The following is a 14,413-nucleotide window of genomic DNA, read 5'->3' on the forward strand; positions in this document are numbered from 1 at the left end:
ATCCACTGTGTTGAGTGAGATCGAATTGCTGTGATACGGACGAACGTACGGCACAATGGCGTTACCGAAATAATCGGTATGAACGTTCGTCTGCCCGTTGATCGGCATACCGGAAACACCCGGTGTTTCAACCAGCGCTACGCTATCGTTCAGCTGACGCGCCAGGGTGATACCGTCGCGATGCAGCACCATGCCCCCGCGCAGGCTGTAATTCACTCGTCGGCTGTAATCGTCGTAGCTATAGCCTGCGGACATATCGGCATAAGTACTTTGATAACCCACAGTGACATTGCCGTTAGTAGCTTCAGAATCGGCGTTATAGCCTTCTGAAACCTGCCAGTTCAGCTGGTTTTCCTGCATCGCGGTACCGGAAATTCCGATGTTGTGCGTGGTATCGCCGTTTTTACTACTGTTCATCGAATAGTTAGCCGAAACAGACCGGGCCGCTTCACTGTGGCTGAAGGCGCTGAACGGTACGCTCAGGTTAAGCGAGAAGACGTTATCGTCGTCGTAGTTATCGGAATCGTTATTGTAACCGCCATTGACGTTTTTAGAGTGGGCATAGTTCAGCGAGTACGACACCGGTCCAAGCGTGCTGCTGAAGCCCAGGTTCATGGAGTCCGCATGTTCACTGTTCCAGTAAGAGGCGTCGTACATGCTCAGTGACAGGGTGCCGAAAGGCAACGTCTGTGAGATTGTCACATCAAAACGGTTTCGCTCGCGGCCATTATCAATAGTGCTATTGCCCGGATCCCAGTCATTGAGGAAGTCCTGAAACGAAAGATAACCCCGGGTTGAAAATTTATAACCGGCGACGGCAATATCGGTGTTGGTCTGCTGAAGCGTCTTACTGTAGCGCACGCGATACGACTGGCCGCTATGGTGTTCCTGTTGTCGCATGTTGTCCGGCTGCGGGATATCCGCCCACGACTGGGAAATATCAAATGAGAGCGCTCCGGCGCTGCCCATATTAAAACCGGTTCCGGCAATCAAGTTGGAATAATTGTCTTCCGCCTGAATATAGCCGCCGTAAAGCGTGATCCCTTTTCCGACGCCCCAGGCCGCTGATCCCTGAATAAAGTTAAAATCCTCTGCACGTGAACCCGACCCGTCCTGACGGGTTTTGCCCGCCACCAGGCCATACTGCACCTGACCTTCACGTTGCAATACCGGCAGCGTGGCGTAAGGCACAATAAAGCTACTTTGCGTACCGTCGGACTCTTTGATCACCACCTGCAGATCGCCGGAGCTGCCGGTCGGATACATATCGCTGAATTCAAACGGTCCCGGCGGCACGGTAGCCTTATAAATGCTGTGACCGTTCTGGTATACCGTCACTTCGGCATTGCTGCGGGCTATACCGCGTATTACAGGGGCGAAGCCTTGCATGCTGTCCGGCTTCATATCGTTATCCGAGTACATCTGCACCCCGGTGAAACCGACGCTATCAAAAATGCCGCCGCGCGTGGTTCCTTGTCCCAGTACCAGCTGGCTTTTAAGAGATTTAATATCCCGTGAGGCGTAGGTATACACGGAATCCCAGTCATTTTCGGATTCGGAATGGGTATAGGTGGAATAGTTGCGAAAGCGCCAGGCGCCTACGTTCAGCCCCGGTTGCAGGCTAAGAAACTGATTACTGCTGTCGGTGCCGTTGCGTTGATGCAGATCCTGTTGACCTGAGACGCTGTAATTAAGTAAACCCGCGGTGATCCCTTCATCCCAGCGCTCCGGTGAAACATAACCCCTTGCGGTGTTAAATAAAGCAACCTGCGGCAGGATCAGGTCGAAACGCTGCTGCGCCAGATCGATTTTTTCGTCCGCGCCGGGGATGGCATACAGATCCACACATTCGCTGGCTTTTTCCTGTTCGCCAAAATAGTTATCGACACGAACGTTCCAGGCTTTCAGCTGAGTGACGTTTAAGCATGCCCCTGTGCGGTCTGACGTAGGGGCACTTTTCAACCGTCGAAAAGAGAGGGTTTTACTGTCTACCAGATTGCCGTTGATAAAAATGTCGACGTTATAGTCCCCGGGCGGCACCTCATCTTTGGCAAACAGACTGAGATCCATTGCTGGCACTTCTGCGCTGTCTGTTTCCAAAAGATGAGGGTTGAAATGTTCCTGCGCACGTGCGCTGAAAGAACTAAAGACAACACTGAGCCCGAGCCCTAAAGAAAGGACGTAGGTTTGTTTCACTTTTTCCATTGTAACCCTGTATCCGTGCGGGAGACTTACGGTGTCGATTAATATGAGGTGACTTTGTCCGGGCCTTTCACGCCATAATCATTAATAAGCGACCAGGTTACTTTGCCGTGAGGTGACATAACACCTTCAGAAATACTCAACGTGGAGAATGGCGCGACAAAATACTGCCCGCTTAACGCCTGGTGATTAATTTCAATTCGTGAGAAGTTCATATAAAAAGGTGTCGGGTTATTGACCTGTAAACCCTTCGCGGTCAGGTTCCACTTAAGCTTTTCCGCACTGGATTCTGGCGTCTGCCCCTTTAATGCTGCCGGACGGTAGATCAGCTTAATCTTTGAGTTGATGGCAATTTGCATCGTATTTTTACCTTCACTACCGTCGGTAGCGGGGATCCCTTTCACGTTCAGCCATAACAGCGATTCACGATCTTCCGGAACAGGTAAACCTGAACGCACAATACGAATTGACGCTTTTTTCCCGGCTTCCAGACGGAATAGTGGTGGCGTAATAATCATATTTTCTTTTTTTAACGGGCTGCCTTTAGCCGGGCTAATCCACGACTGTACCAGGTTAGTAACCTTGTCAGAGTTTTCAACGGACAAAGAGGCGGCCTGGCGGGAGCCGTCAAAAATAACCCGCGTACTCCCGGTAACAATACTGGCGGACGCGTTCAGGCTGGCGGCGCTGGCCACGCAAAAAATAACAGCGGCGATGGGTTTCATAATGCACTCACAAACTAAAAAGGAGGGTTTCCCCTCCTGCGGAATCAGTTATAACGGACGTTGTAGGTAATAACAGCGTTAACATCGCCGGCAACGGCCTGCCCGGTGGCAATCATCTGCGCGGTATAGGTTTGACTCGCTGTGCCATCGGTGAAAGTAATAGGATCGTTATCTGCATTATTTTTGACGATGGTACCATTTGAGCCGCCCTGCTTGAGCTGAACGGCCACGTTGGTTGCCGCACCCAGCGTAGCAGTGTTTGCAAAATAGGATGGATCGGCTGCAACAGCATCAACAGGGCCTGAGAAGACAATATTTGCAGTCGTGCTGGTTGGGCAGTTATTCAGGTCGAACACAAACTGTTTTGGCGCGCCAAGGTCGCCTTTTGTAGCGAGGTCGGTTGCCGCCGTTGAGCCCAGATCAACGGTCGCATTTGCCGTGCCGCCATCAACGGCAATATCACAACCCTGATCGAGCACCATTCCATTAAATGTGATAGTGTTAGAAGCCGTCGCCGCGCTCGCGCCACAGAAAGTCAGAATAAGCGTCGCACCAATTTTAGTCAGTTTCATTCGTTGATATCCCAATAGAAATAATAAATATCTTCATTTTTATTCCTGCCAGGACGAGACAATAACAAAGTAGCTCCACTGAGCTCACAATGAATAATGCACCGTTTGTGACAAGGCAAATATAAACCCTCAGGCAGGAATTAGATTCGCAACATCAATAAACGACATCAGCAAACCCGAAGTAAGGTTACAAGAAAGTTACGGAGTTTCGTAAAATAAAGTAATTTAATTTTAGACAACCTTTTGTTATGGCCTGAATTGGCATTTTGTTAGCATTCGCGCTGTTTTTTCTGAGCAATAACGCCACCGGCAGTGTTGCTAGCAGCATATCCAGACTGACATATTTGAGCGAATGAGAACAATAGGCATGATCAACAAAAAAAACATGATCGCATTAACCCTTTGTGGCCTGATGATGGCAAGTGGCAGTGCGCTGGCGGGCCTTCCTTCTGGTGACAGCGACAATAATATTAATACCAACCCAGAGAACGATGCGGGGACTCAGGGCACGGGCGGCGTAGTCCATTTTACCGGTAAGATTACCGATGCATCCTGTAATATCACCACCGACTCAGCAGGGCAAACCGTTGAATTAGGCACCTGGGCTGCAAGCTACTTTGCCACCCAAAAAGAGACCACGCGCACGCCTTTCCAGATCTCAGTTGAAGGTTGCCCGGATTCCGTTAAAACCGTTGCCGTGTTGTTTGATGGTAACAAAGATGCGAATGATAATACCCTGCTGGGTTTAAATTCTTCCGTGGACAGCGATGGCAATACGGCGACTGGCGTTGCCGTTAAACTCTATGAAAGCGATCGTAACACGCAGATTAAAATTGGTGATATTTCTCAGAGTATCGACCTTGCCGAAGGGGAAGATTCAAAAACACTCAATTTCTACGCCAATTATAATGCCACCACCGATGTCGTCAGCACCGGAGAAGCCGACGCAGATGCCAATTTCCTGATGGTTTATAACTGATCGACTGATGATAAGCAGAGCTTTCTCTGCTTATCTTTTTCCTCTACGGGGATCTGAAAATGAATAAACTCACCGCGGCCCTGTTCTTTTATTCGCTCGGCATGAGTCTGTCAGCACACGCGGGGGTTGTGATGGGCGGTACGCGTGTTGTTTACCTTGAGGGGCAAAGAGAAGTGGCATTTTCCATTACCAATATGGAAAAAGAAACCCCTTATCTTATTCAGTCGTGGATTGAAAATATTGACAGTAAGAATAAAACCGCTCCGCCCTTTATCGTGACGCCTACGTTATTTCGTTTAGATGCGGAACAGAAAAACTCGCTGCGCATCAATTATCTTGGAACGCCGTTACCCACTGACCGGGAATCTGTTTTTTGGCTTAACATCAAAAATATTGCCCCGAGCAAAAAAGCAAACAGCAACAAATTGCAGATTAACGTGAAGTCAAAATTCAAGTTATTTTTCCGTCCCGCAGGGTTGAAAGGCAATGCCGAACTTGCCTACAAAAAATTAAAATTTACCTGTCGTAATAATACGCTTAGCGCACACAACCCCTCGCCCTGGTTTGTATCGTTTTACAAGGTCAGCGTTGGGAACACCGACGTTGAAATGCCGGGAATGATTGACCCCTTTTCCGATCGTCAATGGCACATTCCCTGCTCGGGGACCATTCGCTGGCAGGCGATCAACGATTACGGCGGGCTGACGAGAGTCGCCACGCAATCCTGACGCTGTGACAACACGCCTTTGGCGAATGTAGCCAACGACCGCACATGCATTCTCTCGGCCCACGCAATTTACCCCGCATTTATACGCTCGCGATGCTTGCGGGTGCGGTCACGTCTGGCATTCATGTGCGCCGGGCACAGGCCGATGAGTACTTCGATCCTCAGGCGCTGGAGATCACAGCAGATCAGCAGCAGGCTAGCGACTTAAGCTATTTTTCCCGACAAGGCGGTCAGCAGCCGGGACATTATCGTGTCGCGGTTGTTGTTAACCAGACGCAGCGGGATGAGCGCGAAATTGCATTCGTTGATACCGGGGGAACGCTCTCACCAGTCCTCAACCTGGCGTACCTCAAGAGACTTGGGGTAAACATCGCGGCCTTCTCTTCGTTCGATGCGCTGCATGACGAGGAGACATTTACGGACATCGGCAAATATATTCCCGATGCGTCGACGCATTTTGACTTCACCCATCATCGGCTGGTTTTCAGCATTCCGCAGGCAGCCATGTTGCAAAAAAGTGCCGATTATATTCCTCCCGAACAGTGGGACGACGGCATCCCCGCTGCTTTTGTCGATTACAATCTTACGGGCTCGACAACCAACATCGACAATATTCATGACAACAGCAGCTATCTGAGCCTGCGATCCGGTATCAACCTGGGGGCGTGGCGTTTACGCAATTACGCCACGTTTGAATATGGTAATACCCATCACTGGCAGTCTCAGGGAACATCCCTCCAGCGGGCCATTACGCCGCTGAAGAGCGCGTTAACAATAGGGAATGCCTACACGTCTGGCGAGGTTTTTGACAGTTTTCAGTTTACGGGGCTTCAGCTTGCCTCGGATGAGAATATGCTGCCGGACAGCCAGCGCGGTTTCGCGCCCACGATCCGCGGGGTCGCTCACAGCAATGCCCGCGTCAGCGTTCGCCAGCACGGTTACACCATCTATGAAACCTATGTTGCGCCTGGCGCATTTGTCATTAGCGATCTCTTCCCCACTTCGCAAAGCGGCGATCTTGAGATCACGGTGCATGAAAGTGATGGCAGCGAACGCACGTTCACCCAACCCTACTCCTCGGTGGCCTTTATGCTACGGGAGAAACGACTGAAATTCAGCGCCAGCGCCGGACGGTATAACAGCCCTGACGCCGAGGGCGACACCCCGCCGTTTGTTCAGGCCTCCGCCTTTTACGGATTGTCTTCAAGCCTGACGCTGTACGGCGGAGCGGAGCTTTCCGGCCACTATCAGGCTCTCGCGCTGGGATTAGGTAAAGATTTTGGCCGGTTTGGGGCACTGGGTGTGGACACCGTTGCGGCGAAAGCACACCTCAGTGATGACAGGCTTGCCCTCGGGCAGCAAATACGCGCTCAGTACCAAAAAAATCTCGCTGAGACGAACACGTCGCTCACCCTTTCGACCAGCCATTACACGACGCATGACTTTTACAGTTTCAGTGAAGCAAATGATGACAGCGACCCAGACCAGCACGTGCATAACCGGCGTAACCGCACACAGTTCAGTTTGACGCAGGATCTCGGTGCGCTGGGCAATATCAGCGCATCCTTTTACCGTCAGGATTACTGGAACGCCTCGGCGGTCGATCAAACCGTCCATCTTGGCTATTACGCAAACTACAAAGGGGTGTCGTTGAGTGTTGGGTATTATCTCACCCGCTCAAGCGCTGATGATAGCGACAACGAACGGGCGATAAACCTTAGCATCAGCGTCCCACTCAGCCGCTGGTTACCCGGCGCAACAACCAGCTACAGCCTCAACAATAACCTTGATGGCCATACTACCCGGCAGGTTTCGCTGTATGGTACGGCCCTGGCCCACGATCGCCTGAACTATAACCTCCAGCAGGGCTTCGACAACCAGGCCAATACCGCGAACAGCAACCTTGCGCTGGCTTATCACGGCGGTTATGGCAGCGCCAGTCTCGGGTACAGCCATGATCGCTATAGCAACCGCGTGAACTACGGCGCGGCAGGCGGCATTGTGGCAACACAGTATGGGGTGACGTTGAGCCAAAGCCTTGGGGATACCCTGGCGCTGATCCGCGCTGACGAGGCGTCGGACGTTCAGGTTGAAGGGGCGACCAATGTTCACACCGACTCCCGAGGTTATGCCGTGATGCCAACCTTATCGGCGTATCACAAAAACACCATTTCGCTGGATACCGAAACGCTGGCAGAAAATGTCGATCTGGACCAGAACAGCAGAACGATTGTGCCGACCAGCGGCGCGGTCGTCCTGGCGAATTACCATACCCACGTGGGCATCAGAACGCTCATCACCCTTACGGCACACGGGCGCCCGCTTCCATTTGGCGCCAGCGCGTATGTCTCGAACGGGACGTCTGCGAAATCAAGCGTCGGCATCGTTGGCGAAGCAGGACAGGTCTATCTCAGCGGCGTGCCGCTACGCGGGACCTTGCATGCCAGCTGGCGGCAGAAAGGCCAGGATATGCGCTGTAGCGCCCCATTACGCCTTCCGGATACCGCTGGCCGCACTCCGGTCACGCTTCTGAAGCTTCAGTGCCAATAACTTACTGAGATATCTGTGAACAATATCAACCGTTTAATCAATCTCCTGATGCTCGCTTTTTTGCTGATTCACGCTACGGCAAGGGCGTCTCAGACCTGCCCGCCGACCATGGGCGATGCGGTCATTAACTTTCAAAACTACTCGATCACTGATAACCCCTCGATCCCTCCGGGGTCGATGCTTTCAGGCGCTATCCTGGGCCAGGAAAACCGCTCGTTTTATAACTGTCCTGAGGGAACCGGCCCGGTAACGATGCGCTTTGTAGCCAATAACGCCTTAACCGTAGCGCCCGTCAGCGGCGTGGCGCCGAACGGTACGGGCGCCCCGGCCTCCGTTTATGACGTGCCAGATATTCCCGGCGTCGGGTTTGCGGTGGGCATTCGCGAAACCACGCACTGTGCAGCCGAACCCGTGCATTACATCGCCTCGGGGGATGACAGCGTTGCGATTTGCAGCACAAACGATCCCTCGCAAATGGCGACCCAGTTCTTCGTCGTGTTTTATAAAACCGCGCAGGAGATTGTCTATGAACAGCCGAACAGCGGGCAAATTCGCGCAGGAACGCTGATTCTGGAGGATGCTAACGGCGCGGTGATATCTGAAGCTGGCGTGACGGTGGAAGTCGCTGCCGCCGACCTGAAAGTGCATAAATCGAGCTGTTATATCTCGGATAACAATATCACCGTCAATATGGGACAAAGTAGCGTAAGCGATCTCAACAAAGGAATGGATGGGGATAAACACCGCTTCATCATCCCTCTGGTCTGTGACGCATCCCAAACGGCAGCGGTGAAGATCGGGTTCTTTGGTCCGACTGAAAAAGACGCGCAGAATCACGATGTGCTGGCGCTAAGTCAACAGGAGAGCGCCGCTACCGGCGTGGGGATCCGCATTCTGTATGGCGATAACTACGGTGCCGCCAGAGGCACAACCGTTCCTCTCAACAGCACCGGTGTCGAACCTTTTGCCAACGCTGCCCGGCAGACCGCGTTTTCCCTGGATTACGACGCACAATATGTGCGCACCGAAACCCAGGCCACCGCGGGGCTGGCAGACAGCCTGGCGACATTTAGTCTGATATACAACTAAGCGCTACTCCAGTGCCAGCAGCGCAAAACTCGCCAGCCAGTGCCCGCCGCTGTAGTGACTGCCGACAACATGCTCCACGCTTGCCGAGAGATGGCGCGCAACGGCATCGCGTAATGGCTTCCGGGCGTGATGATTTTCCGGCAGGGCGCGGGCAATGTGCTTCATACACCAGGCACGGCTGAGGTTGAGACCGTCCAGATGCGCGATTTTCGGGTCGGTGCGATCGCTCACCTCAGCCGGGTTCATGAGCGCAGAAATGGCGCCCACTTCAGGCAGAAACGCATCGAACCAGGCCGGGAAATCCTCCACCACCTTACTCATCAGCAGGGCCTCGGTCAGCGCTCCGGAGATATACTCGTCGCCACCCGGCTCATAATGCGCAGGATAATGCGTGTCCGCGAGGTAAAACCGCGTTGCCGCGTCCAGGATGGCGCGCTCAAGCGTGTCATCGTTCACCGCCCGGGCATAATCCAGCCCCAGCGCGAGCGCAAACGCCGTGTTGTAGTGCGTCCCGACGCGGATCGGATAGGTAAGCTTGCTGAGGTAATCCACCAGCCGCTGGCGAATATCCCGCGTTAACGGTTGCAGCGTCTGGTACCAGCGCTCCGCCTGCGGCAGTGACGATTGTTTCAGCTCCTGCGCCAGCGCCAGCAGCCAGCCGTAGCCATAAGGTCGCTCAAACGACGCGCGGAACGGCGCGGTAAAATAGGCCAGCTCCTTCGCCACCTTCTCGTCGGTCAGGTGTTCTTCGAAGAGAGTGATGATCTCTTCCCGACACGGCAGTTCGGGCCAGAGACGCAGGCAGCGCAGCAGCAGCCAGTAGCCGTGCACCGCAGAGTGCCAGTCAAAACAGCCGTAAAAGATCGGGTGCAGCTCGCGAGGCGGCAGAACGTCGCCGTCATCGTTGAGCAGATGCATAATGTGGTTCGGATATTCCTGACGTAAATAGGTCAACGGCATTCTGGCGAAGGCGTCAGCCTGATGTTGCGTTAATTCCATTGCAGCTCCTTAGCGAAACACGAGGAAATACATTAAGAACACGTTCACCACCAGCAAGGTTAACGCGGTCGGGATCTGGATCTTGATAACCTGATATTTGTCTTTTAGCTCCAGCAGCGCGGCGGGCACGATGTTGAAGTTGGCGGCCATCGGGGTCATCAGCGTGCCGCAATAGCCTGCGTACATGCCGATAGCCAGCAATGGTGCCGGGTTACCGTGATGGACGTTAATCAGGAATGGCAGAGCGATACCGGCGCTTAACACCGGGAAGGCAGCGAAGGCGTTGCCCATAATCATGGTAAACAGCGCCATTCCCACGCAATAAATGACCACCAGCATGAAGCGGCTGTCCGGGTTCACAAACAGGCTGACCACCTTTTGTACCGATTCGCCGGTATTCGCCACCACAAACACCCCGCCGAGCATGGCGAGCATCTGCGGCAGGATCACCGCCCAACCAATGGTATCGACCAGCCGACGCGACTGACGAACCGCATGCAGCGGCGTACCTTTTGTCAGCCACCAGCCGGTGAGGATAGCCGCCACACAGGCCACGCACAGCGCCGCCAGCGTAAGCTGCTTCTGGTCTAGCAGATAGACACCGCCAATCGACACGCCTTTCAGAAACAACGTCCCGATGACCGTCACCACCGGGATCATCAGCGCGGGCAAGAATAGCCAGTTTTTCAGCCGGTGTGATGAGGCAACCCGCTCCTCCTCGGTGGACATTTTATAATGCCCCTTCCCGACCAGCCCGAAACCGGCCAGTAGCGCAATCACGATAACGGCGCCGCCAATAATGCGATACGCCAGCGACTTACCCAGCTCCTGCACCATCAGATCGCCAAACAGGAAGATCCCGCCAAACAGAAACCAGAACAGCGCGGTGGTATAGCGTTTCGGGTTAGCGCGATCGCGAAGGGTCATCACAACCAGCAGCATCACGACAAAGCCGATCAGGTAGTACACGCGGTTAATGGTTATAAAGGTCATCATGGTGCGATCTCCTGCGTACCCTGCTCTGCTCTCCAGGCCATCACGTCGCGACGAATGCTGGCGTCGAGGCGCAGCAGACGCGTCATATGGATGATCAGTGCCGCAATAGCGGTCGGAATGGCCCACAGGCCGATATGCAGCGGTTCGATCCCCTCGATCCCGTTCTCTTTCAGGAACGCATCAATCAGCAGTACCGCGCCAAAGGCGATAAAGATATCTTCCCCAAAGAAAACCGCGATATTGTCACACGCGGCGGCATGGGCTTTGATTTTGTCGCGGATAGTCTGCGGCAGTTCGCCGTATTCATTCAGGGCCGCCCCTTCGGCCATCGGCGCCAGCAGAGGACGCACCGTTTGTGCGTGGCCGCCAAGCGACATCAGGCCCAGCGCAGCCGTCCCTTCGCGGGCAACAAAGTAGAGCATCAGGATACGCGCCGAGGTGGCGCTGGCGATCTTCGCGACCCAGGCCTGGGCGCGCTCTTTCAGCCCGTAATACTCCAGCAGGCCAATCACCGGCAGGATCAGAATGAAAGTGGCGAGCGATCGGCTATTCACGAACTTTTCGCCGAAGGTTTCCAGCAGCATACCGAAATCCATGCCAACCAGCAGGCCCGTTGCCAGCCCCGCCACCACGACAACCAGCAGCGGGTTGAAACGCAGTGCAAAACCAATAACCACCACCGGAATCCCGATAAGTGGCAACAGTGTAGAACTGTCCATAAACGTTACCCTATCCAAAGTGAGCGTTGCGCGCCGACGGCTATTTTTTATACTTCGCAGCAGAGCGAAGCCGGTGCATTACGGCGCGCGATGTTGTGTTTTGCGTCAGGCTCCACAGAACCTGCACTAAAAAGCTATATCTGAACGTCAAAAACATGTAAACAATTTATCAATAAAATGTTCTTATTTTATCGACGGGTTTACATTCTGGAGAAAGGATCGGTATGACGACAAAGAAAACGAAAACAGCGTTAAACCACGACGATATTGCGGACGGGCGTATCGTCTCCTCCCGCCATCTCGTCTCAGAGCGGTGTGCCGAACTGTCGGAGCTGGAATACGCGTTGATCATGACCAGCAATGCGTTTAACAAATGGATGGTACGCTGCATGACCGCAGCAGGGGAACCGGATATGGGCGCTTTCGACGTCTCGCTTCTGCACCACGTAAACCACCGCAACCGCAAGAAAAAGCTGGCCGACATCTGCTTTGTGCTGAACGTGGAAGATACCCACGTGGTGACGTATGCGCTGAAAAAGCTGGTAAAGGCGGGTTACGTCACCAGTGAAAAAGCGGGGAAAGAACTCTTTTTCTCGACGACGGAGGAAGGCAAAGCGCTGTGCATGAAGTACCGGGAGGTACGGGAAGCCTGCCTGATCAACATTCATGCGGAAAGCGGCATTCCAGGCGCGTCGATTGGTGAGACCGCGCAGTTACTCCGCGCGATCTCCTCCCTGTATGATACCGCCGCACGCGCGGCGGCCTCGCTTTAAGGACGGCGGAAAAGCGTTATGCTCCGCCCGGCCAGTTCATAATCGACGGATTCCGTGATGATTTCCCCTGTGGGGGCATCATCCGCCGTCGAAAGCTCCAGCACCCAGCCCCCTTCGCCAAACTGCGGGATCTGGAATGGCACCGTGCCTTCAAACGGGTTAAACAGCATCAGCACGTCGTGCCAGATGCCCTCTTCCTGCTCAAGATCAGGACGGCTGATGGCAAGACCAAGAGTGGAACCCTCGTCCCACTGTTCCGACTGCTGCGGTCCGCCACCGGCGTTAAACCAGCGGATCTCAAGCCCGTCGCGCCAGTTTTCACGGCGCAGCAGCGGCTGCTCAGCGCGCAGAGCAATCAACCGACGGGTAAAGTCGCGCAGCTTCTCGTCGTTTTCAGAGAGTCCTTCCCAGTTTATCCAGGAGATCTCGCTGTCCTGGCAATAGCCGTTATTATTGCCCTTTTGCGTCCGGCCAAACTCATCACCTGCCAGCAGCATCGGCGTGCCGTGGGAGAAGAAGAGCGTGGTGAGGAAGTTGCGCTTTTGCCGCTCGCGGGTGGCGATGATATCGGGGTTCTCCGTCGGCCCTTCTTCACCGTAGTTATACGACCGGTTATCGTTATGTCCGTCGTTATTATCTTCCCCGTTATCGGCGTTATGCTTCTCGTTGTAGGATACCAGGTCGTTCAGCGTAAAGCCGTCATGCGCGGTGATAAAATTGACGCTGGCCCACGGACGACGTCCTCGCAGATCGTACAAATCACCGGACCCTAACAGACGGGCGGCAAAATCGTTAGAAACGTTATCTCCCTTCCAGTATTCACGTACCGTGTCGCGGTATTTGTCGTTCCACTCGCCCCAGCCTGGCGGGAAGCCCCCCACCTGATACCCCCCTGGGCCAATATCCCACGGTTCACCGATAAGCTTCAGCTTCGACAGCACCGGATCCTGGGTCACGGCATCAAAGAAGCCGCCGCGCGGGTCGAATCCCTCCGGCTCGCGTCCGAGAATGGTTCCGAGGTCAAAGCGGAAACCGTCAATCTGCATCGATTCCGCCCAGTAACGCAGGGAGTCCATGACCATCTGCAACACGCGCGGGTGCGAGGTGTTTACGGTGTTCCCGGTGCCAGTGTCATTAATGTAATACCGGTGCTGATCCGGCATGGTGCGGTAATAGCAGAAGTTATCAATCCCCTTAAACGACAGGGTTGGTCCCAGCTCGTTGCCCTCCGCCGTGTGGTTATAGACCACGTCGAGGATCACCTCGATGCCCGCGTCATGATAAGCACGCACCATGTCGCGGAAACCCTGGATCCCCGCCGGGCCGTAATAGCGGGACGCTGGCGCAAAGAAACCGAGCGAGTTATAGCCCCAGAAGTTTTTCAGGCCGCGATCGAGCAGGTGCTGATCGTCAGGGAACCAGTGAACCGGTAGCAGCTCGACCGAGGTAATGCCGAGGCTTTTGATGTACTCCACCGAGGCTTTATGCCCCATCCCCTCAAACGTACCGCGCAGTTCAGGCGGAATAGCCGGGTTAAGCTGGGTAAAGCCTTTTACGTGGCTTTCATAGACCACGGTATGCGGCCACGGGATATCGGGCCGGCGTGAGTCCTGCCAGTCAACGGCATTGGGGTCGATGACCTTACATTTGGGCGTAAACGGCGCGCTGTCTCGCGTGTCAAAACTGAGATCCAGCTCGTCGTGTCCCAGCTCATAGCCGAAGTGGGCATCGTTCCACTCAATTTCACCTACCAGTTCACGGGCATAGGGGTCAATAAGCAGCTTATTGGGGTTGAAGCGGTGACCGTTCTCCGGATCGTAGGGGCCGTATACACGGTAGCCATACAGCGCACCCGGTTTCAGGTCCGGCACATAGCCGTGCCAGACCTCATGGGTATATTCCGGCAGTTCCAGACGGGCGATTTCTGTTTTTCCCGAAGGATCAAACAGACACAGCTCCACCCGCTCCGCGTGGGCGGAAAACAGGGCGAAGTTCACCCCTTTTCCGTCATAATTTGCGCCCAACTGTTGGCCATGACCGGCCCGAATTTCAAACGTTGTATCCTTTGGCATTTTTGTTCTC

At 54.1% G+C, this 14,413-nt stretch carries 12 protein-coding genes; 5 read left to right on the forward strand and 7 right to left on the reverse strand.

All coding sequences use genetic code 11. From position 1 onward, the window contains the following. The 3 genes from HP459_RS02825 to HP459_RS02835 form a co-directional block, all read right to left on the reverse strand. Positions 1-2,205 (reverse strand): fimbria/pilus outer membrane usher protein (locus HP459_RS02825; protein ID WP_171935907.1); only part of this gene is annotated, 2,205 nt, incomplete at its 3' end. Positions 2,206-2,243: 38 nt separating this feature from the next. Then, on the reverse strand, positions 2,244-2,927 hold the full coding sequence (locus HP459_RS02830) for a fimbria/pilus periplasmic chaperone (protein ID WP_038416069.1): 684 nt from the start codon (positions 2,925-2,927) through the stop codon (positions 2,244-2,246). A gap of 44 nt (positions 2,928-2,971) precedes the next feature. Continuing rightward, positions 2,972-3,499, reverse strand: a complete 528-nt coding sequence (locus tag HP459_RS02835; RefSeq protein ID WP_171935908.1) for a fimbrial protein — start codon at positions 3,497-3,499, stop codon at positions 2,972-2,974. Between the two features lie 367 nt (positions 3,500-3,866). On the opposite strand from HP459_RS02835, the gene HP459_RS02840 reads away from it, so the two are divergent. Genes HP459_RS02840 through HP459_RS23725 form a run of 4 tightly spaced genes read left to right on the forward strand, consistent with a single transcriptional unit; the run spans position 3,867 to position 8,844 of the window. After that, positions 3,867-4,478, forward strand: a complete 612-nt coding sequence (locus HP459_RS02840; RefSeq protein WP_022648150.1) for a fimbrial protein — start codon at positions 3,867-3,869, stop codon at positions 4,476-4,478. Positions 4,479-4,537: 59 nt separating this feature from the next. Then, positions 4,538-5,206, forward strand: coding sequence for a molecular chaperone (locus tag HP459_RS02845; RefSeq protein WP_171935909.1), 669 nt, complete (start codon positions 4,538-4,540; stop codon positions 5,204-5,206). Between the two features lie 44 nt (positions 5,207-5,250). Then, a complete protein-coding gene (locus HP459_RS02850; protein ID WP_253939619.1) occupies positions 5,251-7,755 on the forward strand; it encodes a fimbria/pilus outer membrane usher protein in 2,505 nt (834 codons plus the stop codon). Between the two features lie 15 nt (positions 7,756-7,770). Beyond that, on the forward strand, positions 7,771-8,844 hold the full coding sequence (locus HP459_RS23725; protein ID WP_022648153.1) for a fimbrial protein: 1,074 nt from the start codon (positions 7,771-7,773) through the stop codon (positions 8,842-8,844). Between the two features lie 3 nt (positions 8,845-8,847). On the opposite strand, the gene HP459_RS02860 is transcribed toward HP459_RS23725, so the two are convergent. From HP459_RS02860 to HP459_RS02870, 3 genes are read right to left on the reverse strand one after another with little or no spacing between them, the layout of a single operon-like run. Then, on the reverse strand, positions 8,848-9,843 hold the full coding sequence (locus HP459_RS02860; protein ID WP_023300138.1) for a DUF2891 domain-containing protein: 996 nt from the start codon (positions 9,841-9,843) through the stop codon (positions 8,848-8,850). Positions 9,844-9,852: 9 nt separating this feature from the next. Further along, on the reverse strand, positions 9,853-10,839 hold the full coding sequence (locus HP459_RS02865; RefSeq protein ID WP_038416071.1) for a DUF979 domain-containing protein: 987 nt from the start codon (positions 10,837-10,839) through the stop codon (positions 9,853-9,855). Continuing rightward, positions 10,836-11,558, reverse strand: a complete 723-nt coding sequence (locus HP459_RS02870) for a DUF969 domain-containing protein (protein WP_022648156.1) — start codon at positions 11,556-11,558, stop codon at positions 10,836-10,838. The genes HP459_RS02865 and HP459_RS02870 overlap by 4 nt, the downstream gene beginning before the upstream one ends. A 224-nt stretch (positions 11,559-11,782) precedes the next feature. Between HP459_RS02870 and HP459_RS02875 the strand changes: the two genes are divergently transcribed. Beyond that, positions 11,783-12,331, forward strand: a complete 549-nt coding sequence (locus HP459_RS02875; RefSeq protein WP_022648157.1) for a winged helix DNA-binding protein — start codon at positions 11,783-11,785, stop codon at positions 12,329-12,331. On the opposite strand, the gene glgX is transcribed toward HP459_RS02875, so the two are convergent. Further along, positions 12,328-14,403 (reverse strand): glycogen debranching protein GlgX, encoded by a 2,076-nt coding sequence (gene glgX, locus HP459_RS02880; protein ID WP_022648158.1) that lies wholly within the window; start codon positions 14,401-14,403, stop codon positions 12,328-12,330. The two genes, HP459_RS02875 and glgX, sit on opposite strands and share 4 nt — an antisense overlap. Positions 14,404-14,413 lie beyond the last annotated feature (10 nt).

This window comes from Enterobacter sp. CM29 (assembly GCF_013179605.1).
GTDB classification, from domain to species: Bacteria; Pseudomonadota; Gammaproteobacteria; order Enterobacterales; family Enterobacteriaceae; genus Enterobacter; species Enterobacter intestinihominis.

Coding starts and splice junctions, on each gene's coding strand:
- HP459_RS02830 (WP_038416069.1), bottom strand. CDS start 2,927: ATGAAACCCATCGCCGCTGTTATTTTTTGCGTGGCCAGCGCCGCCAGC.
- HP459_RS02835 (WP_171935908.1), bottom strand. CDS start 3,499: ATGAAACTGACTAAAATTGGTGCGACGCTTATTCTGACTTTCTGTGGC.
- HP459_RS02840 (WP_022648150.1), top strand. CDS start 3,867: ATGATCAACAAAAAAAACATGATCGCATTAACCCTTTGTGGCCTGATG.
- HP459_RS02845 (WP_171935909.1), top strand. CDS start 4,538: ATGAATAAACTCACCGCGGCCCTGTTCTTTTATTCGCTCGGCATGAGT.
- HP459_RS02850 (WP_253939619.1), top strand. CDS start 5,251: ATGCATTCTCTCGGCCCACGCAATTTACCCCGCATTTATACGCTCGCG.
- HP459_RS02860 (WP_023300138.1), bottom strand. CDS start 9,843: ATGGAATTAACGCAACATCAGGCTGACGCCTTCGCCAGAATGCCGTTG.
- HP459_RS02865 (WP_038416071.1), bottom strand. CDS start 10,839: ATGATGACCTTTATAACCATTAACCGCGTGTACTACCTGATCGGCTTT.
- HP459_RS02870 (WP_022648156.1), bottom strand. CDS start 11,558: ATGGACAGTTCTACACTGTTGCCACTTATCGGGATTCCGGTGGTGGTT.
- HP459_RS02875 (WP_022648157.1), top strand. CDS start 11,783: ATGACGACAAAGAAAACGAAAACAGCGTTAAACCACGACGATATTGCG.
- glgX (WP_022648158.1), bottom strand. CDS start 14,403: ATGCCAAAGGATACAACGTTTGAAATTCGGGCCGGTCATGGCCAACAG.